Raw genomic sequence first — 24,703 nt, forward strand, 5'->3', positions numbered from 1 at the left:
TTCTTCAATCCTGACGCAGACGGATCCGCGTGCCGCTCATGGCGGCGGCGGCGAAGGCGGTGAGCGAGCCCAAGCTTAGGCAGGCAAACACGGCGCCATGGGCCACCAGCCCGAGGATTAGCGCGACCAGCATGCCGCCGACCGTCTGGCCGAACAGCCGCGCCACGGAGATCATGCCGCTGGCGCTGCCGGTGCGCATTTTCGGCGCGGTGGTGACCATCGCCTTGTTGTTCGGCGGCTGGAACAGGCCGAAGCCCATCCCGGCCAGGGCGATGGGCCAGGCGATGTCGAAATCGCTGGGGTGGGACGGCACCAGGCGGAGGAACAGAAAGCCCAGCCCGGTGATGGAGAGCCCGATCGTGGACAGCACGGAAGCCGGGTAGCGGTCGCTCAACCGGCCGACCACGGGCGCCACCAGCACCATGGTGGCGGCCCACGGCGTCATCAGCAGGCCGGTCACCACCGGACCGCGATGCAGCACGTTCATCAGCTGGAAGGGCATGGAAATGATGAAAAAATTGGACGCGACAAAGCCGAGAAAGCCGACGAGGAACGCGGTCCGGAAGCCGGGCACGGCCAACAGATCCACCGGCAGCAGCGGGTCGGTGCGGCCAAGCTGGATGCGCACCAGCAACACCATGCTGCCACCGCCGACGATCAGCAGGAACAGCGCGAGCGCCACGCCGCTGTTATGCGCGAAACTGTCCAGGCCGATGATCAGCGCGCCGAGCCCGGCGGCCAGCAGCGCGGTGCTGATGAAGTCAAACTCGCCGCGAATGAGCGGCGTGACGGGCAGCGCGGTCAGCGCAAAATAAAACGCCAGCCCGCCCAGCGGCAGGTTGATGAGGAACAGCCATTGCCAGCTGGCAAGCGAGAGCACAGCGGCCGCCACCGTCGGCCCGAGCGCCACGCCCAGCGCCACGACCAGCCCGTTCAGCGCGATGCCGCGGCCGAGCTCGCTGCTGGGATAAATGAAGCGCACCAGAGCGACGTTCACGCTCATGATGCAGGCGCCGCCAAAGCCCTGAAGGACACGCGCCGCCGCCAGTTCCGGCAGCGTGCGGGAGACGGCGCACAGCACCGAGGCAACCACGAACAACGCCAGCCCGATGCGGCACATGCGCGCATGGCCGACCCGGTCACCCATCGCCGCCAGCGGCAGCAGCGAGATCAGGCTGGAGAGCTGGTAGGCGTTGACCACCCAGATGGCGGAGGAGGCGCTGGTATGCACATCCTGCGCGATGCTCGGCAGCGCCACGTTCACGACGGCATAATCGAGCACCGAGAGCAGCACCGACAAGGCCACCGCGAACATCGCGCGGTAGCGCGCGGCGCCGAAAAGACCATCATGAGTAGCAGGAGAGGCTAAGGTGGCTGACATGGGCACTTCCTATGTCGCGACGCAGCGCAAGAATATGGCGCTGCGGCCCCAGGGCCAAGGAAATTCCGAATTGCTGTTATGAGCAAAGCGGCCGCTTTTTGAAAAAAGCTGCGCAAAAACTTTTATTATGCCGGGCCATGGGCGGTGTCGCCGACAACGCCCCTGGCCCAGCATAACAAAGTTTTTTTGCTTCTTTTTGTTCACAAAAAGAAGCCTTCCTTGCTTTTTCTAAACCCGCTCGCTGATCCTGATCGCGGCTCTGCAGCCGGCCTTGATAACGCTGGTCAGCAGCCGATAGGCCGGCGCCTGCAGCGCGCCGTTCTCGATGCCGATATCACGGTGCTCCAGTTCCTCGAGCCGGAAACGCTCGATGGTCTCGTTCAGCGGTGCCTCGTCCTCACCCAGTTCGGCCTGCTGCGCGGCGTAGTGCGCGTCGATCGTCTCCTCGACCGCCACGGTGCAGGCCATCGCCGCTTTGACCCCCATCGCGGCGGTGACGGCGCCCAAGGCGAAACCGGCGACATGCCAGATCGGCAGCATCGCCGTCGGCCGCACCCGGCGCGCGGCGATCATCTGGGAGAAGGTCTCCAGGTGATGCACCTCCTGATCCCGCATATGGTGCAGCGTCGCCGCGTGCGGGCCACGCCCGAGCACGGCGAGCTGGCCGGAATAGATCCGTTCCGCGCCGTACTCGCCGGCATGATCAACCCGGATGAAGCGTTTGACCTTGTCGTTCATCAGCACCGTTTTGGTTTTCTCACCAGATAGGTCGTCAGAAGCACAAAAAGAACCAGCGACGCCAGGAAATCCATGGCCGACATGGAAATCGGCAGATGCGGGATCAGATAGACCGGCGCGTCGCAGGGATGGTCCGGCGTCAACGGCAACGGCGCGCCGGGGGTGATGATGCCGTTGCACTCAGGCAGCGGCGAGAGCCACCAGTGGAATTCGACGCCGACATGCAGGAAGGCAATGCCGACATCGGACAGGAAGGCCAGCGCCGCGAGGCCCAACACCGCCTGCCCCGCCCGGCGGGGCAGCAGGGCGGCGATGATGCCGAGCGCGATCACGACCCGGTAAGGCCAACGCTCCCACAGGCAGAGCTCGCACGGCACCAGCAGCATCACGTCCTGCGCGAAATAGGCGATGCCCAGGGCGACCAGCCCGGCCAGCACCACCAGCAAGGCGACGATGCGGTGCGGCCTGACGCCGGTGCCGATCCGTTCGATACGCTGGATCTGGCGGGCCTGCTGCGGCTTGCGGCCCGGTTTGCTGCGCGCCCCGCTCACAGGATGAACCGGCTGAGATCGCCCTTGGCGGCGAGCGGTGCGACCCGCTCGTTGACATACGCAGCATCCACGGTCACTGCCTCGCCGGAGCGGTCGGTGGCCGAAAAACTGATTTCTTCCAATAGCTTCTCAATCACGGTGGCGAGCCTCCTGGCGCCGATATTCTCCACCCGGTCATTGATGTCAAAGGCCAGCGAGGCGAGCGCGTCCACCGCGTCATCGGCGAAGTTGAGCGTCACTCCTTCGGTCGCGAGCAACGCCACGTATTGTTTCAGCAGCGAGTGCTCGGGCTCGGTCAGGATGCGTTTGAAATCCTCGCGGGACAGGGAACTCAGCTCGACGCGGATCGGCAGGCGCCCCTGCAACTCGGGCAGCAGATCGGCCGGCTTGGCGACGTGGAACGCGCCGGAGGCAATGAACAGGATGAAATCGGTCTTGATCGGGCCGTATTTCGTCGAGACCGTGGTGCCCTCGATCAGCGGCAGCAGATCGCGCTGCACACCCTCGCGCGACACGTCGCCGCCACGAAAGCCGCCTTCGGTCTTGGCGCAGATCTTGTCGATCTCGTCGAGGAAGACGATGCCGTTATTCTCGGCATGCCGTAACGCGTCCTTCGTAAGCGCTTCCGTATCGAGCAGGCGGTCGGCCTCCTCACGCTCCAGGGCGCGGCGGGCGTCGGGCACCAGCATTTTGCGCTTCTGCGCCGGGCGGCCGAACATGCCCTTCATCATGTCACCGAGATTGATCGCGCCGCCCTGCGGCATGCCGGGCATGTCCATCATGCCGATCGGCGTACCTTGGGTCTCGCCCACCGCGACCTCGATCTCCTTGTCCTCAAGCTCGCCGGAGCGCAGCATGCGGCGGAATTTGACCCGCGTATCGGCGGAAGCGCCCTCGCCCACCAGCGCGGAAATCAAACGCTCCTCGGCGGCGAGTTCGGCCTTCGCCTCCACGCCCTTGCGGTTCTGCTCGCGCAGCATGGTGATGGCGGCTTCCACCAGGTCGCGCACGATGCTCTCCACATCCCGGCCGACATAGCCGACCTCGGTGAATTTCGTCGCCTCGACCTTGATGAAGGGGGCCTGGGCGAGCTTGGCCAGACGGCGGGCGATCTCGGTCTTGCCGCAGCCGGTCGGGCCGATCATCAGGATGTTTTTCGGCACAACCTCTTCGCGCATCTCCTCGGGCAGTTGCAGCCGGCGCCAGCGGTTGCGCAGCGCGATGGCGACGGCGCGCTTGGCGTCGTTCTGGCCGATGATGAAGCGGTCAAGTTCGGAGACGATCTCGCGGGGCGAGTAAACGGGAATATCCATTACAGTGTTTCAACCACCAGGTTTTCGTTGGTGTAGATGCAGATGTCAGCGGCGATCTTCATGGCGCGGCGGGCAATGTCCTCGGCGCCGAGATCGGGCACCGTCATCAGCGCCCGTGCCGCGGCCAGGGCGTAATTGCCGCCGGAGCCGATGGCGATGATGCCGTCCGCCGGCTCCAGCACGTCGCCGTTGCCGGTGAGCGTGTAGCCATGGTCCTTGTCGGCGACGATCAGCATGGCTTCGAGGCGGCGTAGGTAACGGTCCATGCGCCAATCCTTGGCCAGCTCCACGCAGGCGCGCTCGAGTTGGTTGGGGAAGCGCTCGAGCTTGGCTTCCAGCCGCTCCAGCAGCGTAAAGGCGTCCGCGGTGGCGCCGGCGAACCCGGCCAGGACACTGCCATTGCCGATGCGCCGCACCTTGCGGGCATTGCCCTTCACCACGGTGTTGCCGAGACTCACTTGGCCGTCACCGGCCAGGGCCACCGCGCTGTCGCGGCGGACACATAAAATGGTCGTGCCGTGCCAGCCGACCGGATCATTCGAATTTGTCATGCGGTGAGACATGGCACTCGCCCGGCGAGCCCACAAGATCGTCCAGCCTTGCGCCACGCCTTTGCCTGCCGCGCACGCAAAACCGGCAATCGATTTCGCGCATATGAAATATATTGCGTTTTTTGATGTCTAAACCCTTTTGCGCTGCAACCGCGAATGATAAATGTCAACTATGATTATAGACGGAACGAACAAAGCGACCGACGCGGCAGACAAAGACCCGCTTCTGGTTGGGCTGGGTCAGCGCGTCAAACTGCTGCGGGCCCGGCGGGGCATTCCCCGCCGCGTCCTGGCGGAGGCGGCGGACGTGTCGGAGCGGCATCTCGCCAACTTGGAATCAGGCATCGGCAACGTCTCGGTGCTGGTGTTGCAGCAGGTGGCGCAGGCGCTCGACTGCGCGCTGGCCGAGTTGCTGGGCGATGAGACGACCAACTCGCCGGAATGGCTGATGATCCGCAAGCTGCTGCAGGGCCGCGGCCAGGCGGATCTGCAGACGGCGCATCGCGCACTCGCGGATATTTTTCTGGACATGCCCCATGCCGGGCAGCGCAACGAGCACATCGCCTTCATCGGCCTGCGCGGCGCCGGCAAATCCACCCTCGGCCAGATGGTCGCGGCGCGGCTGAACCGCCCGTTCGTCGAATTGCGCGCGGAAATCACCCGCCTTGCCGGCTGCGGGCCGATGGAGATCCAGGCGCTGTATGGCTCCAACGCCTACCACCGCTACGAGCGCCAGGCGCTGGAGGAGACCCTGCAAAATCACAAAAGCTGTGTGATCGCCACCGCCGGCGGGCTAGTTTCCGATGCCGGCACGCTGGACCTGCTGCTGCGCCACTGCCTGACGGTCTGGCTCCAGGCCGAGCCGGAGGACCACATGAACCGCGTGATCGCGCAGGGTGCCACGCCGCATAAACTCGGCCGGCGCGAGGCCATCGACGATCTGCGGCTGATCCTGGAAAGCCGCGCGGCCTTCTACGCCAAGGCGGATTTCTCCTACAACACCAGCGGCAAGACGCTGGAAGAGGCGTTCGCCGGACTGATGTCAGCGATTTCAGCGCATCAGCCGCTGCTCTTCACCTGAAACCTTGACGCAAATTCAGGTCTACCTGGCCGGGCCGGACGTGTTCCTGCCCGACGCCGCTGCGCATGCACGCGCCAAAATCGCCATCTGCGCCCGCTATGGGCTGGTCGGCCGTGCGCCGGCCGAAGCCGCAGCGCTGCCCAACGAAGACCCCTGGCGGGGGATTTTCCTCGCCGATCTGCGCATGATGGAAGAATGCGACATCGTCATCGCCAATCTCACGCCGTTCCGCGGTCCCTCGGCCGATGCCGGCACGCTGGTCGAACTCGGCTGGTTTCTCGGCCGGGGCCGCAAGGTGTTTGGCTATTCCAATTCCGCCGTGCCCTTTCCGGCCCGCAGCATAGAGCAACGTCGCGCCCTGCCCGACCCATTGCCGGGTCTGATGGAGGAAAATTTTGGCCTGTCTGACAATCTGATGGTTCCCGGCGCGGTGGAATATGGCGGCGGTCTGCCGATCGTGCTGCCGCCCGACGGCCTCTCCCGCCGCTTCGATGCGCTGGACGTGTTCGAAAGCTGCGTGGCACAAGCCGCCACCTCGTTACACGCCTGAAAAGAAATTCTTCGCCCGCGCTCGCCCACAGCGTGTGACATCAAAAACAAACAAAAACATTGCGTTAAAATAACGCTCGATCAACCTCCGGACGCGTTCCCAAGCTCCGCGGCACAAGCCGCCACAGTGTTACACGTTTAAAACGAAACCCCTCTCCTGCACTCGCCAGGAGCGGGTGATATCGACTACAACCCAAAACATTACGCAACAAGAACGCCTTGACCCCGCAGGGACAAGCGCGCATCTGCCAGCAAGCGTTAGTGAAAATTACAACGTGCGAGCAACGCGCGTATAAGTGAGTGGAAATCAGCTCTTAATTAAGATAAGAAATACCATACGAATTAGAAACGAACGTATTAACGAAAAATAAGACAGATCATGCTGCAAATCACCGCATCCGCCTCCATCGCCCGCCGCGCCACCTGGACCACTGGCATCTTCGTGCGCCTGCTGGAAGCCGGCATCCTTTTGGCTGAGGCCATGATGGTGCTGGCCAGCGGCGCCATCGCCAAGGCCCTCATGACGCATGCCGTCGCGGATTTGCCTAACCCGATCGCGATGGCTGCTGCCTATGTCTTTCTCGTGGTCGCCGGCGATGCGACGGCGCGGCCGCCGATCCGCCGCCGCCGCGGCGAGGCTTTGCGCATTCTCGGCGCGGTGTTCGTGGTGGCGCTGCTGCTCTCCGGGCACATTTTCGCCGGCGCGCCGGGGCTGGCTGTGTGGGCCCTGATCGCGGCCAGTGCCATCAGCGCCTGGCGCTGGTTTTCCCTGCGCCTCTCGCAAACGATACCGCCTGATGCCTGGCCGGCGCGGCGCGTCGCCTTCATCGGCAACAGCGCGGCGGCGGCACGCCTGCTGAGCGAATTGGAAACAGACCGGCGGCAGAACATCCAGCCGGTGGGCTTCTTCGACGACCGCGCCGCGCGGCTCGGGCCCTTGCACGAGCGTCTGCCCTATCTCGGCACGATCGACGGGCTGGTCAGCTATATCCACGATCAGGAACTGTCGGACGTCTACATGGCCCTGCCCTGGGCTGCGGGCGAGCGGATTTCCGTGCTGATCGACCGGTTGCGCTTCCTGCCGCTCACGGTGCGGCTGGTGCCCGACGCGACGCCGCCGGCGCTGCAGCTGGGCTATGCCAATCAGAGCCAGGGCGTGGTGATGCCGACGCTGATGGTGCCGCCCTTCTCGTTCGCCGGCGCCTGCGCCAAACGCTCGCTCGACCTGATCGTCTCTCTGGGGCTGCTGATCCCCCTGTCACTGTTCTTTTTGCTGGTCGCCGCGGCGATCCGCCTCGACAGCCCGGGGCCGGTGTTTTTCCTGCAGCGGCGCACCGGGCAGTTCGGCCGCAGCTTCAACATTTACAAATTCCGCAGCCTGCATGAGGCGCGCGCCGACAGCGGCGCGGAATCCCTGGTCTCCAAGAGTGATGCCCGCGTCACCCGCGTCGGCAAATATTTGCGGAAATACTCGATCGACGAGCTGCCGCAGCTCATCAACGTGCTGCTCGGCGACATGTCGCTGGTCGGCCCCCGGCCGCACGCGCCCCGTGCCAAGGCGGACCGCCGCATCTATGCCGAGGTGATGGCCGATTACATGCTGCGCTACCGGGTGAAGCCGGGCATGACCGGCTGGGCGCAGGTGAATGGCTGGCGTGGCAATACCGATACGGAAGAGAAACTGCGCAAACGCGTGGAATTCGACTTCGAATATATCAAGAACTGGTCGTTCCTGCGCGACCTGCAGATTCTGGTGATGACCGTCCCCTCCGCTTTGTTCCCGCCGCAGGACAATGTCTAACGCCACGCTTCTCTGGGCCTGTGGCGCTAAAACAGCATGGCTATAACTCCGCCTCCGCCCTCACTGACGGACCGCGCCTGGCGGGCGGCCTATCGCCTGGCCTTCGCTGTCGCCAAACTATGGTGGCGGCTCCGTCGGCCACGCCATGAGGGGGCGCTGGTGGCCGTGCATGTGGCGCAAAATCTTTTATTCCTGCGCGCCTCCTATCGCACAGCCTGGAATTTCCCCGGCGGCGGGGTGAAAAGAGGCGAAAGTCCGGAAGCGGCGGCACGGCGGGAGCTGTTCGAAGAGACCGGGCTCTCGGCCGGCTTGCTGGTTCCGGCGCCGTGCCTTTCCGGCGTCTGGCTCAACCGACAGGAGACCGTGCATTTTTTCGAATGGCACCCGGATGAGTTGCCGCCCCTGCGCCTCGACAACCGGGAGATCGTCGCGGCCAAGCTGGTGCCGCTTTCCGAACTGCGCCAGATCACGGCAACCGGCCCGGTGGCGGCCTATCTGGAACGCTTCACCAACGCATATGACAGTCATAAAAATGTTTTTCCCTCCGCCTTCCCCTCCGGCCGCCAACCGACCACATAGGCTTTGACGATAACAAAATATTTTCCGGAGGTTGTTCATGCCCCGCTGGTTCCTCGCCGTTTTTCTCAGCCTTGGCATGGCCGGCAGCGCCGCCGCGCAACAGGTCGGCGCTGAAGTCAACGGCGGACTGAATTCCGATGGCGGGGCAATGTACGGGGCCACGATCAACCGCGTGCTCGGCACCAACCCCAACGGCACACCGCGCCAGGTCTCGCCCGGCGCCTCGATGACCAACGGCGCCGGCAACAGCACGATGACCCCCGGCATTGCCGGCGGCAGCGTCGAGCCTCCCCCCATCAGAGGCTTGCTGCACGGCTATGCCATTCCCACCATCAACGGACAGGCTGCCACCAGCCAATAGAGAGAGAAGCAAGAACTACTTTTTGTGAACAAAAAGTAGCAAAAAAACTTTGCTCCTTGGGCCATGGGCGGTAACGGCGCCAACGCCCATGACCCAGCATAACAAAAGTTTTTGCGCCGCTTTTTTCAAAAAGCGGCTTCTTTCTTTTGCTCCCAGTAAGGCGGCGCCCCGATATGCGCCGCAAAATCATCGATGAACACGCGGACTTTCGGCGCGACCACACGCTTCGGCGGATAGATCGCCCAGATGAAGCGCTCGCCCGGGGCGAACATCGCCTCAAAGCCGGGCAGCAAGCGGACCAGCCGCCCGGTCTGTAGCGCGCTCCCGGCGATCCAGCTCGGTAGCAACGCCATGCCGATCCCGGCCAGGGCGGCCGCCAGCAGCGCCTCGCTGTCATTGGTGCGCAAGCGCCCGGTGCAGAGGACGTCCTCGCGCCGTCCCGCGGCGTCGATCAGCACCCAGCGATCGCCGGGCTGCCGGCTGAACAGAACAGCGGGGCGTTGCTGCAAATCGGCCGGCGTCTCAATCGGCCCGTGCGCGGCGAGGAATTGCGGCGCGGCGCAGAGCACCCGGCGATGCGGCGCCAGTTTGCGCGCCTTGAGCTGTGAGTCCGGCAAGCTCCCGGTGCGGATGGCGAGATCGGTCCCGGTCTCGATGATGTCGACGATCGTATCGGTGAAGGTGACGTCGAGCGTGATATCCGGGTATCGCGCGGCGAATTGCGGCAGGAACGGCACGATATGAAGCCGGCCGAAGGCGCCCGGCACGTTCAGCCGCAAAACCCCCTGCGGCCTTGCATTGAACGCGCTGGCCGCGGTGTAGGCCTCCTCCAGCTCGTCCAGAATGCGCCGGGCGCGAAGCAGAAACGCGCCGCCGATTTCCGTCAAATGCAGTCGCCGGGTCGAGCGGTTGAACAGCGCCGCGCCGAGCTGCGTCTCCAGCTCCGTGATCGCGCGCGAGACGGAACTGGGTTTGACGCCCGCCTCCAGCGCCGCGCGGGAAAAACCGCCCAGCTCGGCCGCGCGCACGAAGTAACGAAGTTGAGTCAGCCGGTCCATTCATACCCTGCAGCGCAAAACTGATTTTCTGATTAAACGACTACCAGGGTGCAATGAATTCCTGCAAGCGTTCCTCGCCCAACGCTCGCCGTGAGCGCGCGGCCCCGTCCCAAACCAAGGATGACTTTGATGAGCGAGCCTCTATGCGCTTGTGCCTGTCTGCTTTCCGCCGCGCCGGTCCGCTGAGCATGCCGCCTTTTGTTACCACCGCGCTCCGGCTGGCCGCCGGCTTCGTGATCCTGCTGGTGATGCTTTGGCTGGGCAATTTCGCGGCAAAATTTCTGCCGCTGCCGGGGCCGCTGGTCGGCATGGTGCTGCTATTCCTGTTCCTGAACCTCCATAAGGGCCCGGCGGCACAGGCCGTATTCGCCTGCGGCGAGTATTTCTTGAAACATTACGCGTTCTTCTTCATCCCCGCCGGGGTCGGGGTGATGGTGTACACCCACCAGTTGCAAAGCAGCCTGCTCGGCATTGTCGCCAGCCTGGTGCTGTCGTCGCTGCTCTCCCTCGTCGCCACCGCGGTCACCATGCATCTCCTGATCAAGCGCCGCCCCGGCGCGCCCGCCCAGAAAGGCGCCACCTCCCATGGATAGGCTGTTCCTCGCCGCCTTCTATATTCTGCTGTCGATCGCGGCCTTCGCGTTCGGCAAGGCGGTGAACCGCTGGGTGCGGCACCCAGCGGCGAATGCGCCGACGATCGCCATTTTGGTCGTCATTGGCGTGCTGCTGCTCAGCCGCCAGAACTATGCCGCCTATATGCACCATGGCGGCGGCGTGATCGCCTGGCTGCTCGGCCCGGCCACGGTGGCGCTCGGCATTCCCCTCGCCCGGCAAACGAAAACCTTGACCAAGGAAGCCTGGCCGATCTGTGCCGCGGTGGTCGCAGGCGCCGTCAGCGCGGCGATTTCCGCGCCGCTGATCCTGCGCGCCCTGGGCGGCAGCCACATTCTGGTGCTGTCGATGGCGCCGAAAGCGGTGACCACGCCAGTCGCCATGCAGATCACGGCGCGCATCGGCGGCGTGCCGGCACTGGCGGCGGTGTTCGCGATCGTCGGCGGCGCCATCGTCGCCGTGATCGCCGAACCGGTGCTCTCAAAGCTCCGCATCAACGATCAACGCGTGTTCGGCCTGACCGCGGGCGTGGCCGGCAGCGGCTTCGGCGCGGCGCAGGCGCTTAGCCGCAGCCCGCAGGCAGGCGCCTATGCGGCACTCGCCGTGGGGGTGAACGCTATCGTCACCGCCATCCTGGTGCCGATTTTCTGGTCCTGGAACCTCTTTTAGGTAGAAAGCGGCCGCTTTTTGAAAAAAGCGGCGCAAAAACTTCTTTTGTGCTGGGCCATGGGCGTTGTCGCCGACACAGCCCATAACCCAGCATAAATAAAGTTTTTTTGCTTCTTTTTGTTCACAAAAAGAAGTCTTCCCCTTCGCTTCGCCTTGCTAGTTAAAGGAATGATATATTATATCATTCCGGCGTCCCACACCCCATAGAGGTCCAATGTCCATCTCCCGTTCTGCACGCCTTTGCGCCCTGGCGGGCACCGGTCTTCTACTCCTGGCCGGGCCGGCCTTGGCTGCCGGCATTCCGGCGATCGGCATCGAGAACGAATATGCCGACGTGATCGCGCAGATCGGCGGCCCCTATGTGAGTGTGACGGCGATCGAGACCGATCCCAACACCGACCCGCATAGTTTCGAGGTGAACCCGCACGTCGCGCAGCAGATCGCCGCGGCGCGGCTGATCGTGAAGAACGGTATCGGCTATGACGACTGGGCCGACCGGCTGATCGCGGCCACGCCCGCCGCCGGGCGGGAGGTGATCGACGTTCAGCAATTGCTCGGCCTGCCGGACTCCACGCCCAACCCGCATCTCTGGTACGATCCGGCGACCATGCCGGCGGTGGCTGCCGCGGTGGCGGCGGATCTTTCCCGGCTCGACCCGGCCCATGCTGCGGTCTTCGCCGCCAACGCGAAAAAATTCGACGCCTCTATGACACCCTGGCGCCAGGCCATCGCTGCCTTCAAGGCGCAGCATCCCGGCGTGAGCGTGGCGGTCACCGAGCCGGTGGGCGACTACATGCTGCAGGCGGCGGGCGTGGATATCAAAACCCCGTTCAGCCTGCAGGCCGCGATCATGAACGGCACCGACCCGGCGCCGCAGGACGTAACCACCGAGATGCACCTGCTCACCCATCACGGGGTTGACGTGCTGGTGTACAATCAGCAGGTGACCGATCCGCTCACGGCCTCCTTCCTGGCGGCGGCAAAGGCCCATCATGTGCCGGTGGTCGGCGTTTATGAGACCATGCCGTCCGGCTATCATTACCAGGGCTGGATGCTGGCGGAGGTGAATGCGCTGCGCCACGCGGTGACAGCGCATCAATCGACCGAAACATTGCAGGGCCACCAGACTCCGTGACTCTTTTTCCGCTCCTGTCGGTCCAGAATCTCAGCGTCTCTTTTCCCGGACGGAAGATCCTCCAGGATGTCAGTTTCGGCCTGGGACCAGGAACATTCTGCGGACTGATCGGCGCCAACGGCTCGGGCAAGACGACGCTGCTGCGCAGCATTCTCGGGTTTCAGGAGAAAGACTCCGGCAGCATCCTGATCGAGGGGGCGGCGGCAACATCCCGTCGCCGCCTGATCGGCTATGTGCCGCAAAAACTCTCGCTCGATCCGGACATGCCGCTGCGGGTGCGCGATTTCGTCGCCCTCGGGCTGGACGGCAACCGGCTCGGCCTGCCTCTGCCCTCGAAAGCCCGGACCCGGGCAGTGGACGAGATGCTGGCTGCGGTGGAGGCGCAAAGCTTCGCCGACCAGCGCGTCGGGCGTCTGTCGGGCGGGCAGCAGCAGCGGGTGATGATCGCGCATGCGCTGATCCGCCGCCCGCGTCTGTTGCTGCTGGACGAGCCGCTGGCGAATCTCGACATGCGCAGCATCGCCGAGGTCGTCGATCTGCTCCGGCGCCTGACGCGGGACCAGAAGATCGCCGTGCTGCTGTCGGCGCATGACATGAACCCGCTGCTGCCGGCGATGGACCGCATCGTCTATCTCGCCAACGGCAAGGCGGCGAGCGGCGCCACCACCGAGGTGGTGCGCACCGCGGTGCTGAGCGACTTATATGGCTACCATATCGACGTGATCCGCGTGCACGGGCGGGTGCTGGTGATCGCCGGTGAGCCGCATCTGGGCCATGCGCACGACCCGGTGCATGTGACGGCGATCCCTTGATGGCCCCGGTTCTGTTCGCCGCCGGTTTTTTCACCGATGAGTCGGTGCGCACGGCGCTGCTGATCGGCGGCAGCGCCGCGATCGTCTCGGCGGTGATCGGCGTGTTCACGGTGCTGCGCGGTCATGCCTTCGCCGGCCATGCGCTCGCCGATGTCAGCAGCGCCGGCGGCTCGGCCTCGTTTCTGCTCGGGGTGAATCCGCTGCTGGGATTTTTGGGCATGGCGGTGCTGGCCGCCGGGGCGATGGAATTCCTGGGCAACCGCCGCGCGCGCGAGCGCGACCTGGTGACCGGCATCGTGCTCGGCGCCGGGCTCGGCCTGTCGGCGCTGTTTCTGTATTTCGACGTCACGCTGCGCAACACCACCGGGGCGGCGGTGGCGGTGATGTTTGGCTCCATGTTCGCCATCCCCGCGAGTTCCGTGCCGCTGGCCTTGGCGGTGGCGCTGGGCGCGCTGGCGATCCTCGCACTGATCTACCGCCCGCTGCTGCTCAGCTGCGTCGATCCGGAGCTGGCGCAGATGCGCGGCGTCAATGTGCGGCTGATCGGGCTTTTGCATCTGCTGGTGCTTTCGCTCGCGGTGGCGCTGTCGGCCATGACGGTCGGCGCGATCCTCTCCACCGCTTTGCTCGTCGGCCCGCCGGCCGCCGCCCTGAAACTGTCGGCACGGCCCGGCCTCGCGATGTGTCTCGCGGCGGCGATCGGCCTGGCCGCCACGGTGCTCGGCATTCTGCTCGCCTATGACAGCTTCTACTGGACGCCGGGTCACGGCTGGCCGGTGAGCTTTTTCATCGTCATGCTGGTCTGCCTGGCTTATCTTCTGGCGCGCGCCGGCCGCCGCAGCCGGGCGGCGTAGGCCGATGTTTTCGGACTTCATGGTGAACACCTGGATCGCCGCCAGCCTGGTGGCGGTGGTGGCGGGCTGCATCGGGTTCTTTGTCGTGGTGCGAGGCGCCACCTTTGCCGCGCACGCCCTGCCGCTCAGCGCCTTTCCGGGTGCTGCGGCGGCCACCCTACTCGGCGTCAACCAGTTCGCCGGGCTGGTGGTGTTCGCCGCCCTCGGCGTGGCGGGGATCAGCGAACTGGCGCGGCGGGAGCGGCATGAAGTGGCCACCGCGCTCTGCCTGGTCGCGTTACTGGGGCTCGGCACGCTGTTTTTGAGCCTGACGTCGGAATATGCGCAGAGCGTCTATGCGCTGCTGTTCGGCGACGTGCTCGGCATCAGCGAAGCCGAGCTGCCGCCGCTGGCACTCATGGCCGTGGTCTGCATCGCCGCGATTTTGCTGCTGTTCCGGCCGCTTCTACTCTCCGCGGTATCGCCGGACCTCGCCGCGTCCGGCGGCATCGCCACACGGCTCACGGAAATCGCATTCCTTGGCATCCTGGCACTGGCGACGGCGATTGCCTTACCGCTGGTCGGAGCACTACTGGTGTTCAGCCTGATGGTCGGCCCCGCTTCGGCGGCGCGCGCGCTGAGCGCGCGGCCGGCGGTGGCCATGGTGCTGTCAGCGGTGATCGCGCTGGTGACGGTCTGGGCCGCGGTGGCGCTGTCCTACCTCACCAACTGGCCCATCGGCTTCTTCGTCGGCGGCTTGGCCAGCCTTTGTTATATCGGCGGGCGGCTTCTCAAGTAGGAGGAAGTAGCCGCTTTTTAAAAAAAGCGGCGCAAAAATTTTTTATTATGCTGGGTCATGGGCGTTGTCACCGACAACGCCCATGACCCAGCATAGCAAAGTTTTTTTGCTACTTTTTGTTCACAAAAAGTAGCCTTCCTTTCACTTCCTAGCTCGCCAAACAAGCAGCACAGGTGCCGTCGACCTCGATCACCGCATTGCCGGGGCGAAAGCCCTGGCGCTTGGCCGCCTGTTCCAGCGCGTGCAGCACGGCGTGATCCTCGATTTCCGCCACCGTGCCGCATTTCCGGCAGATCAGAAACTGCGCGGCGTGATGATGCTGGTGGTCAGCTTCGGTGCAGGGGATGAAGGCGTTCAACTTCTCGATGCGATGGATGAATTTCTGCTCCTGCAAAAACTCCAGCGCGCGATAGATGGTCGCGGGCACGGCGTTCTTGCGGGTCTCTTTCAGCTTGTCGAGCAGCTGGTAGGCGGTGAGCGGCCCGTCTGCTTCAAGCACGAGGCCGAGCACCGCGCGGCGCAGTTCCGTCAGCTGCGCGCCGTCCTTGGCGCAATCGGAAGCGGCCTTATCCAGCCGATGCTGCACGTCGCGTTGGTCCGTCATCGTGCCCCTCAAAGTCAGTTGTTCCTTGAACAGTATAACATATCCCGCGCGGGACGACAGGCAGCGCAGGCCGGACTTTTTTATTGCATGCATTTATCCCCCATGATAAGCGGAATTTAATACAGAACCTCTATTCAAACCAACGAACAAATCGGGGAGAGGGCATGGACGGCACAGGGGCACCAGGTGCGCCCGCGGCGGTGCTGACGTCGCGAAAACCCAACAACGATACGGTGGTGCCGGCGCTGACACGCGGCTTTGCCATCCTCGACCTGGTGGCGAAAAACCCTGGGCTTGATTTCACCGCCATTCGCGGCCGGCTCGGCCTGCCGAAGAGCAGCACGCATAACCTGCTGAGCACGCTCTCACAGCTCGGCCTGCTGCGCATGCGGCCGGATCGCGGCTTTGTGCTGGGATTGAAGCTGACGGAATTGGGCGCTCTCGCCTCCGACCACCATTTCGCCGAGGCGGAAGTTCTTCCTCAGCTTGGGCAAGCGAAGGGGAAAGAAGCAAAAAAACTTTGTTAACTCTGGGCCATGGACTTTGTCGCCGACAACGCCCGCGGCCCAGCATAACAAAAAATTTTGCGCCGCTTTTTTCAAAAAGCGGCTGCTTTCCTCTTTCTGAGATCGCCAACTTGCTCCATGAAACCTTAGCCTTCCAAGGAGCCCCCTCACCATGACCAAGCCCAGCGTTTACGTCACGCGCATAATTCCGGAAGCCTGCATCGACCGGCTGCGTGAGCATTTCGATGTCGATGTGAATCCCGATGACCGCGCGCTCAGCTATGACGAGTTGAAGCGTCACGTCCGCGGCCGGGACGCGGTCGTGTCCCTGCTCACGGACACGATCGATGGCGGCCTGCTCGATGCGGCCGGCCCGCAATGCAAGATCGTCGCGAATTACGCGGTCGGCTTCAACAATTTCGACCTGCAGGCGGCGACCGCGCGCAAGGTTATTCTCACCAACACGCCGGGCGTTCTGGATGACGCAACTGCCACCCTCACCTTCACCCTGCTGCTCGCCACGGCGCGTCGCATCGTCGAGGCGGACGCCTATCTTCGCACCGGCGCATGGCGCGGCTGGGGGCCGATGCAGTTCGTCGGCCTGGATGTCGACCGCCGCACGCTGGGCATCGCCGGGCTGGGGCGGATCGGCAAGAACGTCGCGCGCAAGGCGGCGGGCTTCGACATGAAGATCATCTACAGCGACATGAACCGCGATCTCGCCTTCGAGGCCGAGCACAACGCCACCTATGTCGACAAGGCGACGCTGCTGAAGGAATCCGACTTCCTGACCCTGCACGTGCCGCTGCTGCCCGCAACCAAGCATTATATCGGCGCGGCGGAACTGAAGCAGATGAAGAAAACCGCCGTGCTCATCAATGCCGCGCGCGGCCCCGTCGTCGATGAGAAGGCCCTGGTCGAGGCGCTGCGCGCCAAAACCATCTGGGGGGCCGGGCTGGACGTGTTCGAGGATGAGCCCGCGCTCGCCCCGGGCCTGGCCGAGCTCGATAACGTGGTGATCGTGCCGCATATTGCCTCGGCAACGGCGGAGACGCGCTTCAAGATGGGCGAGATCGCGGTGAACAACGTGATCAAGGTGCTGACCGGCCAGGCGCCGGATACCTGCGTCAACCCGGACGTGCTGACGGCTAACTGAAAGCGAAAGGAAGGCTTCTTTTTGTGAACAAAAAGAAGCAAAAAAACTTTATTTATGCTGGGCCTGAGGCTTTGTCCGCGACAACGCCCATGGCCCAGCATGGCCAAAAGTTTTTGCGCCGCTTTTTTCAAAAAGCGGCCCTTTCTTTTTGACCCGCGACGCGCTGGCCGGGCTTTCGGTCGCTGGGCTGCTGCTCCCTTCCGCCATCGCCTATGCCGCCATTGCCGGTCTGCCCCCCGCGCAGGGGCTGATCGCCACCATAGTCGGCCTGGGCATCTATGCCGCGTGCGGACGCAGCCGTTTCGCCATGGTCGCGCCCACCTCGTCCTCCGCCGCGATCCTGGGCGCCTTGCTGCTCTCGATGCACAGCCGGAACGCGCCGGTCGAAGCCGTCACCACCGCCGCGGTCCTCGCCGCCGCCGCGTGCTTCCTCATCGCCGGGGTGGCGCGGGTGGGCGGGCTGGCGAGCTTCATATCCCGCCCGGTGCTGCGTGGTTTCAGTTTCGGTATCGCCGTTACCATCACCGTGAAACAGCTCCCGGCGCTCACCGGCGTGAAAGCCGGCGGCCTGGTGCTGCCGCTGTTGTGGACTCTGCTCCGCGCGCTGCCGCAGTGGCACGTGCCGTCTTTGCTGCTCGGCACGGCAGCGCTGGCCGCCTTGTTGGGGCTGCGCCGGTTCTCTGCCGTGCCTGGCGCGCTTCTGGTGCTGAGCGCCGGCATCCTGCTCTCGGCCGTCATCGACCTGCGCGCCTGGCATGTGGCGCTCGTCGGACCCATCGCCCTGGCGCCGCTGCACCTGGCCTGGCCGTCTTTATCCCCCGAGAACTGGACCGGCGTCGTGGAAATCGCGCTGCCGCTGTTCCTCATCCTGTTCGCCGAATCCTGGAGCTCGATCCGCGGCCTGGCGCTGCCGCATGGCGACAAGGTCAGCACCAACCGGGAATTGCTGGCGCTCGGCTGCGCCAATCTGGGGGCCGGGCTGCTGCAGGGCATGCCGGTCGGCGCCGGATTTTCGGCGTCCTCGGCGGCAGAGGCTGCCGGTGCCAAAAGCCGCCTGGCCGGGCTCGCCGCGATGGCCGTCATCTTGCTCCTGGGCCTCTGGGGACGCGGCATCATCGCCTTGTTGCCCGCCCCGGTATTGGGCGCGGTGGTCATCGCCTCGCTGTTTCACGCGCTTGACCTCTCCCCCCTGCTCCGCCTCTGGCGCATCGATCGCGACCAGTATGTCGCCACCGCCGCGGTGGTCGCCGTCCTGGCTTTGGGCGTGCTGGATGGCATGCTGATCGCCGTGGGGTTTTCGCTGCTGGCTTTGCTGCAGCGTTTCTCGGCGGCGCGGGTCAGCGAGCTCGGCCAGATCGGCGACAGCCATGATTTCGTCGACCTGGCACGCCATCCCGAGGCGCGTACCGAGAAGGAGATTTTGATCCTCCGCCCGGCCGAGCCCTTGTTCTTCGCGAATGCCGAAGAGATTTTGGCGACCATCACGGCACGCGCCGCCGGGAGCCGCATCATCGTCCTCTCGATGGAGGAAAGCCCCGACCTGGACAGCACGGCGCTGGACGCGCTGAGCGATTTCGATGCCGGGCTCGCGCGGGCCGGAAAAACTCTCCTGCTGGCGCGGATCAAGGACCATATCCGCGACGCGCTACGCCGCGTCGGCGCCGCTGACCTTGCCGACCAGCGCAGCTATCGCAGCGTCGCCGATGCTTTTGCGGCGGCGCAGAAGAAAGCAGCCGCTTTTTGAAAAAAGCGGCGCAAAAACTTTTTTATGCTGGGCCATGGGCGTTGTCACCGGCAGTGCCCATGGCCCAAATTAAAAAAGTTTTTTGCTACTTTTTGTTCACAAAAAGTAGCCTGGCCTTGCCTAAGCCGGCTGCACGGTGCGGTGCAGGCGGTACGTGTCAAAACCCAGCGCCCGCGCCCGCGCCACCAGCAATTCCTGGACGGCGATCTCCGGCACCACTTCGCGTGTCAAAATCCACAAATATTTTCCGGAGGGTTCGCCGACGACCGCCCAGTTATAGCCGTCGTCATGATCCAGCACCCAATAATGGCCCCAGAAAAATGGCCAGAAAAACGCCACGCGCCATTTGGCATTGCCGGATCCGGGTATGATTTTGGCGCGCCCGGTGACAACCCGAGCCGGACCGTCGGGACGGCGGCGGCGCGCGGTGCTGACGATCCCGATCAGCCCGTCCGGGCGTTGAAAATACTCGGCCGTGACCGCTTCGCAACGTCGTTCGAAGCGATTGTCGTAGCGGGCGAACTCGTGCCAACGGCCGAGATAACGCGGCAGGTCGACCGGTTTCAGCGGTTCCGGCACGGCCGGATTGCCGCTGCGTTGTGCCGTCACCGAGCCTGCCAGGAGCAGGCTCGCGGTCACCACCGCCAAGCCCGGCAGAGCCAAGCGAAGACCTTTGCTCCTAGCCTTCATGATTCCGGGACCAGAGCGGAGGCGGCGCAAAAATACAGACGATCGTGCATGGCGATCCCGTCCGATGGCAGGCGCCAGCTTGCGCGCGAGGCGCAGAAAATTCAATCGATAAGCAAAGGAAGAGGAAGGCTACTTTTTGTGAACAAAAAAGTAGCAAAAAACTTTATTAATGCTGGGCCATGGGCGTTGTCGCTGACAAAGCCCATGGCCCAGCATAGAAGAAGTTTTTGCGCCGCTTTTTTCAAAAAGCGGCTGCTTTCTCCCGTGTCAGGTGGTGGCGTTCACCGTACGCCGTTCCTCCAGCGCCGAGACCGCCCAGATGGCCAGACCGCCCAGGGTCAAAGCGCAGCCGACCCAGCCGGCCGACTGCCAGCCGAAGCCGGCGCCGATCGCCATGCCGGCGAGCCAGGGGCCGAGCGCGTTGGCGGTGTTGAAGGCGCTGTGATTGAGCGCCGCCGCCAGAGTCTGCGCATTTTCCGCCACTTCCATGAGCCGCGCCTGCAGCGGCGTCGCCAGGCCACCGCCGCCGCCGACCAGGAACACGACGATGGCCATCGGCCACAGCGAATGCATGGCAAACGGATACAGGGCCAGCGCCGCCGCGGTCCAGACCAGCACGCCGGCCACCGTCGGCATCAGCGCCTTGTCGGCGAACCAGGCGCTGGTGAGGTTGCCAACCGTGAGGCCGACGCCGAACACCGCGAGCATGATCGGCACCACCGCCGCGGAGGCGTGGGTCACGTCCATCAGCGTCGAGGCCAGATAGGTGTACACCGCGAACATGCCGCCGAAGCCGACCGCGCCCATGCCGAGCGCCAGCCAGACCTGACGGTGCTTGAGCACGCTCAGCTCGTGCAGCGGGTTGATGTGCTTCGCCGGCTTGTCGGCCGGCACCAGGGCGTAGACCAGCACGGCGGTGGTCAGCGCCAGCACCGCCACCAGGGCGAAGGCCCAGCGCCAGCCGACCAACTGGCCGATGAGATTGGCCGCCGGCACGCCAAAAATGGTGGCGATGGTGAGGCCAAGCAGCACGCGAGAGATCGCCTGCGCGCGCCGCTCCGGCGGCACCAGCGAGGACGCGACCAGCGCCGCGACGCCGAAATAGGCGCCGTGCGGCAGCCCGGACAGGAAGCGGAAAAACAGCATCCAGTGATAATCGGAGGCGAAGGCGCTGAGGCCGTTTGCCACCGCGAAACTCACCATCAGCCCGATCAGCACCGTGCGGCGCGACAGCCGCGCCGCGGCCACCGCCAGGATCGGCGCGCCGACCACCACGCCCAGGGCATAGGCGCTGATCACATGCCCTGCGTCCGGCACGCTGATGTGCAGACTGGGCGCGAAATACGGAACCAGCCCCATGGTGCCGAATTCCGTGGTGCCGATCGCAAAGCCGCCCATGGCCAGGGCAAACAAAGCAAGCACCACGTGGCCACCGCTGCGTGACGGCCCGTGTTGGTTAGGATCCACTTCAACCTCGTCTTTATTGGGAATAAACTGCGCGACTTATGTGCAGCGCACCAATGCCGCGATATCAGCAATCATTCAAATAGATAATTCTAATGCCAGCTATCAATTTTATATTATAATCCCCCTGAACGCTTCTCACCGCACCCGGCGCCTCTTGCCTCAACCCCTTGTTCCAGCTTCCGAAATCCTCACAAATGCGGCACAACGCAGCGATGAGCCATGACCCGGTCCAAGCCGAACTGATCGCCGTTCTGGTCGCCGTCACCAATGGCGATCCGCGCGTGCTGACCATCGAATCGGGCTATGCCTTGCCGTCCGGGCAGCTGGAGACCGGGCATCGCTCGCTGCAGGCCGGGTTGCGCGCCTGGGTGGAGCGGCAGACGCATCATCCGCTCGGCTATGTCGAGCAGCTCTATACCTTCGCCGATCAGCAGCGCCTGCACCAGTTTCGCAGCATTTCCATCAGCTATCTGGGGCTCAGCCGGGAGGGGCCCGCGACCGACCCGGAAACCGCCTGGTGCAACTGGTACACTTATTTCCCTTGGGAGGACCGGCGGCGGACGTCGACGCTGATCTCCCGGGTGATCCTGCCCCGGCTCGCCGCCTGGAGCGGTAACGACACGGCCCGGCGCTTGCGGGTCGCCGGCCTGTTCGGCCAGGAGGGACGGCTCTGGAACGAGGAGCTGGTGCTGCAGCGCTACGAGTTGCTCTTTGAAGCCGAGCTGGTGCAGGAAGCGATCCGCGCCCGGCCCAGCCAGCCAGCCGACCCGCTGCCGGGGGCGGCGATGACGCATGACCATCGCCGCATCCTGGCTACGGCGATCGCCCGGCTGCGCGCGAAAATCAAATACCGGCCGGTGGTGTTCGAGCTCCTGCCCAGCACCTTCACCATGCTGGAGCTGCAGCAGGCGATCGAAGCGCTGGCCGGCCAGACCCTGCACAAGCCGAATTTCCGCCGGCTGATCGAGCAGCAGGATCTGGTCGAAGAGACGGGACAGGTCTCGGCGGGTCTCGCCGGGCGCCCCGCAAAACTGTTCCGTTTCCGGGCTTCGGTGCTGGAAGAACGGGAATTCTCGGGCACCAAGCTGCCGCTGACCCGCTAAAAGAAAGCAGCCGCTTTTTAAAAAAAGCGGCGCAAAAACTTTTTGGATGCTGGGCCTGTGGCGCTGGAACAGCGCGGGCCCAAAGGCGCAGAAAACTACTTTTTGTTCACAAAAAGTAGCCTTCCCTTGCGCTTGCCTGTTTATACTCAAGGTGAGTATAACTGCATCGTAAACTTATACTCATCTTGAGTATAATTGGGAGGGCAAAAATGCCTTTTGATCCGATCTATGAGCGCGTCAGCCACGTCATCCCGCCCGTTGAGTGGGCCACCATGGAGGAGGATGTACGCGCCATCCTGATGCTCAAGCGCTCGCGCAACGCCGTCATTCTCGCACACAACTACCAGACGCCGGAAATCTACCACGGCGTCGCGGACATCGTGGGCGACAGCCTGGCCTTGGCGCGCGAGGCGGCAAAGGTCGATGCCGATGTGATCGTGCTGGCCGGCGTGCATTTCATGGCCGAGACGGCGAAGTTGCTAAATCCGGAAAAGACCGTGCTGATCCCGGATGCGAAGGCCGGATGCTCGCTGGCGGAATCCATCACCCCGGCCGATATTGCGCTCCTGCGCGCGGCGCATCCCGGCGTGCCGGTCGTGGCCTATGTGAATACTTCGGCGGCGGTGAAGGCGGCATCGGACATCTGCTGCACCTCCGGCAATGCAAAGAAAATCGTCGAATCCCTCGGGGTGCCGAAGGTGATCATGCTGCCGGACGAGTATCTGGCGCAGAACATCGCCCGTGAGACGAAGGTGCAAATCGTCACCTGGGCCGGGCATTGCGAAGTGCATGAGCGCTTCACCGCCGCCGATATTCTGGCCTTGCGCGCCAGCCATCCGGGCGTGGTGATCCTGGCGCATCCCGAATGCCCGCCGGAGGTCGTCGCCGTCGCCGATTATGCCGGTTCCACCGCCGATATGGCCAACTTCGTCACGACCCAAAAACCCGCACGGGTGGCGCTGATCACCGAATGCTCGATGAGCGACAATATCGCGCAGCAGAATCAGGCCATCGAATTCATCCGCCCCTGCAATCTCTGCCCGCATATGAAGCGCATCACGCTCAAAAACATCCGGGCCGCGCTGGAGACGATGCAGACCGAGGTGGTGATTGACGCGGAACATTTCGCCCCGGCCCGCCTGTCTGTCGAGCGTATGCTGGCAGTTAAATGACCCAGGCCCCCATCACGATCATCGGCGGCGGCATCGCCGGGCTGATGGCCGCCCTCGCCGCCGCCCCGGCCCCGGTGCGACTGCTCAACCCGGCCGGGCTCGGCGATGGTGCCGCCAGTTCCTGGTCGCAAGGCGGGCTGGCCGCGGCGATCGGCGCTGACGACAGCCCGGCCTTGCACATCGCCGACACGCTCAAAGCCGGCGCCGGGCTGTGCGATGGTGCTGCGGTGCGCCGCATCGTCGAGGCCGGGCCGGCCTTGATCGACTTTCTGGTCCGCTCCGGCGTGCGCTTCGACCGCGACGCCGCGCAAAATCTGGCGCGCGGGCTGGAGGCGGCGCATCAGCGCCCGCGCATTCTGCACGCCAATGGCGACCAGACCGGCGCGGAAATCATGCGCGCGCTGATCAGCGCCGCGCGCGCCACCGCCTCGATTGAATTTTTCTCCGCCGCAGCCCGGAAATTGTTGGTCCGCGACGGTGAGATTGTGGGCGTGCTGGCGGAGACTGCCTCAGGCCCCGTTACCCTGCCCGCCGACCGCGTGCTGCTCTCTACCGGCGGCATCGGCGGGTTGTTCCGCTACAGCACCAACCCGCCGGGGGCGATCGGCACCGGGCTGATCCTCGCCGCCGAGGCCGGCGCGCAAGTGCGGCATCTGGAATTCGTGCAGTTCCACCCCACCGCTTTGGACGCCAGCGGCCCCTCTTTGCCCCTGATCTCCGAAGCGGTGCGCGGCGAAGGCGCGGTGTTCATCGACGAGACCGGCGCCCGCTTCATGGCAGGGGGCGATCTGGCGCCGCGCGACGTGGTGGCCCGCGCCGTGTTCGCGCATCAGGCGGACGGGCATCGCGTGTTTCTCGACGCCCGCATGATCGGCGCGCGCTTTGCCACCCGCTTCCCCGCCATCAGCGCGATCTGCGCCGGCGCCAACATCGATCCGGCGACGCAGCCGATCCCGGTGCGCCCCGCGGCGCATTACCACATGGGCGGCGTGGCGGTGGATGCGCGGGGCCGGACCAGCGTTCCCGGCCTCTACGCCGCCGGCGAAGTCGCCTGCACCGGGCTGCACGGCGCCAACCGGCTGGCCAGCAACTCGCTGCTCGAAGCCGCGGTGTGCGGCGCGCAAGCGGGGCAGGATATGGCGTCCCGCGAAGCGAAACCGGTGCAAGCGTTACCGGAGCAAAAATTGCCGCCACGGCCGGACGCCGAACCTGTGCGCGACATCATGTCCACCCATCTCGGCGTGCTGCGCGACGCAACGGGGCTGCACAGCGCGATTTCCCGCCTCACGCCGCTGGCAACGGAGAACAGCGCGGCGCAACTCGCGCTGATGATCGCGCAAGCCGCCTTCGCCCGGCCGGTCTCGATCGGCGCGCATGCACGGCGGGACGATCCAAGCTTTGCCAACCAGGCTGCCTGAAGAAAGCAGCCGCTTTTTGA

General features: G+C 64.6%; 27 protein-coding genes. 18 read left to right on the forward strand and 9 right to left on the reverse strand.

The annotated features are described in order from the left end of the window. Window positions 1-4: 4 nt before the first annotated feature. The 5 genes from VGG47_RS08735 to hslV all read right to left on the reverse strand — a co-directional run bounded on the left by VGG47_RS08735 (window position 5) and on the right by hslV (window position 4,534). Window positions 5-1,387 (reverse strand): MFS transporter, encoded by a 1,383-nt coding sequence (locus VGG47_RS08735; protein ID WP_408841767.1) that lies wholly within the window; start codon window positions 1,385-1,387, stop codon window positions 5-7. Window positions 1,388-1,609: 222 nt separating this feature from the next. Further along, window positions 1,610-2,119 (reverse strand): demethoxyubiquinone hydroxylase family protein, encoded by a 510-nt coding sequence (locus VGG47_RS08740; protein WP_331537532.1) that lies wholly within the window; start codon window positions 2,117-2,119, stop codon window positions 1,610-1,612. Then, a complete protein-coding gene (locus tag VGG47_RS08745; protein WP_331537534.1) occupies window positions 2,119-2,670 on the reverse strand; it encodes a disulfide bond formation protein B in 552 nt (183 codons plus the stop codon). The genes VGG47_RS08740 and VGG47_RS08745 overlap by 1 nt, the downstream gene beginning before the upstream one ends. Continuing rightward, the gene (gene hslU, locus VGG47_RS08750; RefSeq protein WP_331537536.1) at window positions 2,667-3,983 is read right to left on the reverse strand and encodes an ATP-dependent protease ATPase subunit HslU; all 1,317 of its coding nucleotides are present in this window, start codon (window positions 3,981-3,983) and stop codon (window positions 2,667-2,669) included. Before hslU ends, VGG47_RS08745 begins: the two co-directional genes overlap by 4 nt. Further along, entirely contained in the window at window positions 3,983-4,534 is a 552-nt protein-coding gene (gene hslV / locus VGG47_RS08755) for an ATP-dependent protease subunit HslV (RefSeq protein WP_331537537.1), read from the reverse strand. Before hslV ends, hslU begins: the two co-directional genes overlap by 1 nt. Before the next feature lie 163 nt (window positions 4,535-4,697). On the opposite strand from hslV, the gene VGG47_RS08760 reads away from it, so the two are divergent. From VGG47_RS08760 to VGG47_RS08780, 5 genes are all read left to right on the forward strand, one after another. Further along, window positions 4,698-5,615, forward strand: a complete 918-nt coding sequence (locus tag VGG47_RS08760) for a helix-turn-helix transcriptional regulator (RefSeq protein WP_331537539.1) — start codon at window positions 4,698-4,700, stop codon at window positions 5,613-5,615. 4 nt (window positions 5,616-5,619) lie between these two features. After that, a complete protein-coding gene (locus VGG47_RS08765; protein ID WP_331537541.1) occupies window positions 5,620-6,165 on the forward strand; it encodes a nucleoside 2-deoxyribosyltransferase in 546 nt (181 codons plus the stop codon). A 378-nt stretch (window positions 6,166-6,543) separates the two neighbouring features. Beyond that, window positions 6,544-7,965: an exopolysaccharide biosynthesis polyprenyl glycosylphosphotransferase gene (locus VGG47_RS08770; RefSeq protein WP_331537543.1), complete on the forward strand. Its 1,422-nt coding sequence runs from the start codon at window positions 6,544-6,546 to the stop codon at window positions 7,963-7,965. 36 nt (window positions 7,966-8,001) lie between these two features. Next, window positions 8,002-8,544: an NUDIX hydrolase gene (locus tag VGG47_RS08775; protein WP_331537545.1), complete on the forward strand. Its 543-nt coding sequence runs from the start codon at window positions 8,002-8,004 to the stop codon at window positions 8,542-8,544. A gap of 37 nt (window positions 8,545-8,581) precedes the next feature. Next, window positions 8,582-8,905 carry a hypothetical protein gene (locus VGG47_RS08780; RefSeq protein WP_331537547.1) on the forward strand — a complete coding sequence of 108 codons (324 nt, stop codon included), beginning with the start codon at window positions 8,582-8,584 and terminating at the stop codon, window positions 8,903-8,905. 125 nt (window positions 8,906-9,030) lie between these two features. On the opposite strand, the gene VGG47_RS08785 is transcribed toward VGG47_RS08780, so the two are convergent. After that, entirely contained in the window at window positions 9,031-9,963 is a 933-nt protein-coding gene (locus VGG47_RS08785; RefSeq protein ID WP_331537549.1) for a LysR family transcriptional regulator, read from the reverse strand. Between the two features lie 188 nt (window positions 9,964-10,151). Here VGG47_RS08785 and VGG47_RS08790 point away from each other — a divergent pair, with 188 nt between their 5' ends. From VGG47_RS08790 to VGG47_RS08815, 6 genes are all read left to right on the forward strand, one after another. Further along, window positions 10,152-10,556: a CidA/LrgA family protein gene (locus VGG47_RS08790; RefSeq protein ID WP_331537551.1), complete on the forward strand. Its 405-nt coding sequence runs from the start codon at window positions 10,152-10,154 to the stop codon at window positions 10,554-10,556. Beyond that, complete coding sequence (locus VGG47_RS08795; protein ID WP_331537553.1) at window positions 10,549-11,244, forward strand: LrgB family protein; 696 nt, start codon at window positions 10,549-10,551, stop codon at window positions 11,242-11,244. Before VGG47_RS08790 ends, VGG47_RS08795 begins: the two co-directional genes overlap by 8 nt. A gap of 214 nt (window positions 11,245-11,458) precedes the next feature. Then, the gene (locus VGG47_RS08800) at window positions 11,459-12,379 is read left to right on the forward strand and encodes a metal ABC transporter solute-binding protein, Zn/Mn family (RefSeq protein WP_331537556.1); all 921 of its coding nucleotides are present in this window, start codon (window positions 11,459-11,461) and stop codon (window positions 12,377-12,379) included. Next, on the forward strand, window positions 12,376-13,191 hold the full coding sequence (locus VGG47_RS08805; protein ID WP_331537558.1) for a metal ABC transporter ATP-binding protein: 816 nt from the start codon (window positions 12,376-12,378) through the stop codon (window positions 13,189-13,191). Before VGG47_RS08800 ends, VGG47_RS08805 begins: the two co-directional genes overlap by 4 nt. Continuing rightward, entirely contained in the window at window positions 13,191-14,045 is an 855-nt protein-coding gene (locus tag VGG47_RS08810; protein ID WP_331537560.1) for a metal ABC transporter permease, read from the forward strand. The genes VGG47_RS08805 and VGG47_RS08810 overlap by 1 nt, the downstream gene beginning before the upstream one ends. Before the next feature lie 4 nt (window positions 14,046-14,049). Further along, window positions 14,050-14,823 carry a metal ABC transporter permease gene (locus VGG47_RS08815; RefSeq protein ID WP_331537562.1) on the forward strand — a complete coding sequence of 258 codons (774 nt, stop codon included), beginning with the start codon at window positions 14,050-14,052 and terminating at the stop codon, window positions 14,821-14,823. Window positions 14,824-14,971: 148 nt separating this feature from the next. Here the strand turns inward: VGG47_RS08815 and VGG47_RS08820 are convergent, their stop codons facing one another. Further along, window positions 14,972-15,427: a Fur family transcriptional regulator gene (locus tag VGG47_RS08820; RefSeq protein WP_331537564.1), complete on the reverse strand. Its 456-nt coding sequence runs from the start codon at window positions 15,425-15,427 to the stop codon at window positions 14,972-14,974. Between the two features lie 164 nt (window positions 15,428-15,591). On the opposite strand from VGG47_RS08820, the gene VGG47_RS08825 reads away from it, so the two are divergent. The 4 genes from VGG47_RS08825 (at window position 15,592) to VGG47_RS08840 (ending at window position 18,833) form a co-directional block, all read left to right on the forward strand. Next, window positions 15,592-15,954, forward strand: coding sequence for a helix-turn-helix domain-containing protein (locus tag VGG47_RS08825; RefSeq protein WP_331537567.1), 363 nt, complete (start codon window positions 15,592-15,594; stop codon window positions 15,952-15,954). A gap of 151 nt (window positions 15,955-16,105) precedes the next feature. Continuing rightward, on the forward strand, window positions 16,106-17,089 hold the full coding sequence (locus tag VGG47_RS08830; protein ID WP_331537570.1) for a 2-hydroxyacid dehydrogenase: 984 nt from the start codon (window positions 16,106-16,108) through the stop codon (window positions 17,087-17,089). Between the two features lie 23 nt (window positions 17,090-17,112). Next, window positions 17,113-17,241, forward strand: a complete 129-nt coding sequence (locus VGG47_RS08835; RefSeq protein ID WP_331537572.1) for a hypothetical protein — start codon at window positions 17,113-17,115, stop codon at window positions 17,239-17,241. Next, on the forward strand, window positions 17,238-18,833 hold the full coding sequence (locus VGG47_RS08840) for a SulP family inorganic anion transporter (protein ID WP_331537574.1): 1,596 nt from the start codon (window positions 17,238-17,240) through the stop codon (window positions 18,831-18,833). The genes VGG47_RS08835 and VGG47_RS08840 overlap by 4 nt, the downstream gene beginning before the upstream one ends. Window positions 18,834-18,953: 120 nt before the next feature. On the opposite strand, the gene VGG47_RS08845 is transcribed toward VGG47_RS08840, so the two are convergent. Next, window positions 18,954-19,496, reverse strand: a complete 543-nt coding sequence (locus tag VGG47_RS08845) for a lipocalin family protein (RefSeq protein ID WP_331537576.1) — start codon at window positions 19,494-19,496, stop codon at window positions 18,954-18,956. Window positions 19,497-19,790: 294 nt separating this feature from the next. Beyond that, the gene (locus VGG47_RS08850; RefSeq protein ID WP_331537578.1) at window positions 19,791-20,990 is read right to left on the reverse strand and encodes an MFS transporter; all 1,200 of its coding nucleotides are present in this window, start codon (window positions 20,988-20,990) and stop codon (window positions 19,791-19,793) included. Window positions 20,991-21,202: 212 nt separating this feature from the next. On the opposite strand from VGG47_RS08850, the gene VGG47_RS08855 reads away from it, so the two are divergent. From VGG47_RS08855 to VGG47_RS08865, 3 genes are all read left to right on the forward strand, one after another. Beyond that, the gene (locus VGG47_RS08855) at window positions 21,203-22,093 is read left to right on the forward strand and encodes an NUDIX hydrolase (RefSeq protein WP_331537580.1); all 891 of its coding nucleotides are present in this window, start codon (window positions 21,203-21,205) and stop codon (window positions 22,091-22,093) included. Between the two features lie 209 nt (window positions 22,094-22,302). After that, complete coding sequence (gene nadA / locus VGG47_RS08860) at window positions 22,303-23,265, forward strand: quinolinate synthase NadA (RefSeq protein WP_331537582.1); 963 nt, start codon at window positions 22,303-22,305, stop codon at window positions 23,263-23,265. Continuing rightward, window positions 23,262-24,683: an L-aspartate oxidase gene (locus VGG47_RS08865; RefSeq protein ID WP_331537584.1), complete on the forward strand. Its 1,422-nt coding sequence runs from the start codon at window positions 23,262-23,264 to the stop codon at window positions 24,681-24,683. The genes nadA and VGG47_RS08865 overlap by 4 nt, the downstream gene beginning before the upstream one ends. The last annotated feature ends 20 nt before the right edge of the window (window positions 24,684-24,703 follow it).

Origin of the sequence: Acidocella sp., from assembly GCF_036489515.1 — a bacterium.
In the GTDB taxonomy this organism is placed as follows: Bacteria; Pseudomonadota; Alphaproteobacteria; order Acetobacterales; family Acetobacteraceae; genus Acidocella.

Bases quoted from the DNA above. Each gene is read 5' to 3' on its own strand.
- VGG47_RS08800 (WP_331537556.1), top strand. From the start codon at position 11,459: ATGTCCATCTCCCGTTCTGCACGCCTTTGCGCCCTGGCGGGCACCGGT.
- VGG47_RS08830 (WP_331537570.1), top strand. From the start codon at position 16,106: ATGACCAAGCCCAGCGTTTACGTCACGCGCATAATTCCGGAAGCCTGC.
- VGG47_RS08760 (WP_331537539.1), top strand. From the start codon at position 4,698: ATGTCAACTATGATTATAGACGGAACGAACAAAGCGACCGACGCGGCA.
- VGG47_RS08790 (WP_331537551.1), top strand. From the start codon at position 10,152: ATGCCGCCTTTTGTTACCACCGCGCTCCGGCTGGCCGCCGGCTTCGTG.
- hslU (WP_331537536.1), bottom strand. From the start codon at position 3,983: ATGGATATTCCCGTTTACTCGCCCCGCGAGATCGTCTCCGAACTTGAC.
- VGG47_RS08810 (WP_331537560.1), top strand. From the start codon at position 13,191: ATGGCCCCGGTTCTGTTCGCCGCCGGTTTTTTCACCGATGAGTCGGTG.
- VGG47_RS08795 (WP_331537553.1), top strand. From the start codon at position 10,549: ATGGATAGGCTGTTCCTCGCCGCCTTCTATATTCTGCTGTCGATCGCG.
- VGG47_RS08865 (WP_331537584.1), top strand. From the start codon at position 23,262: ATGACCCAGGCCCCCATCACGATCATCGGCGGCGGCATCGCCGGGCTG.
- VGG47_RS08785 (WP_331537549.1), bottom strand. From the start codon at position 9,963: ATGGACCGGCTGACTCAACTTCGTTACTTCGTGCGCGCGGCCGAGCTG.
- VGG47_RS08770 (WP_331537543.1), top strand. From the start codon at position 6,544: ATGCTGCAAATCACCGCATCCGCCTCCATCGCCCGCCGCGCCACCTGG.
- VGG47_RS08815 (WP_331537562.1), top strand. From the start codon at position 14,050: ATGTTTTCGGACTTCATGGTGAACACCTGGATCGCCGCCAGCCTGGTG.
- VGG47_RS08775 (WP_331537545.1), top strand. From the start codon at position 8,002: ATGGCTATAACTCCGCCTCCGCCCTCACTGACGGACCGCGCCTGGCGG.
- VGG47_RS08855 (WP_331537580.1), top strand. From the start codon at position 21,203: ATGAGCCATGACCCGGTCCAAGCCGAACTGATCGCCGTTCTGGTCGCC.
- hslV (WP_331537537.1), bottom strand. From the start codon at position 4,534: ATGACAAATTCGAATGATCCGGTCGGCTGGCACGGCACGACCATTTTA.
- VGG47_RS08820 (WP_331537564.1), bottom strand. From the start codon at position 15,427: ATGACGGACCAACGCGACGTGCAGCATCGGCTGGATAAGGCCGCTTCC.
- VGG47_RS08825 (WP_331537567.1), top strand. From the start codon at position 15,592: ATGGACGGCACAGGGGCACCAGGTGCGCCCGCGGCGGTGCTGACGTCG.
- VGG47_RS08740 (WP_331537532.1), bottom strand. From the start codon at position 2,119: ATGAACGACAAGGTCAAACGCTTCATCCGGGTTGATCATGCCGGCGAG.
- nadA (WP_331537582.1), top strand. From the start codon at position 22,303: ATGCCTTTTGATCCGATCTATGAGCGCGTCAGCCACGTCATCCCGCCC.
- VGG47_RS08780 (WP_331537547.1), top strand. From the start codon at position 8,582: ATGCCCCGCTGGTTCCTCGCCGTTTTTCTCAGCCTTGGCATGGCCGGC.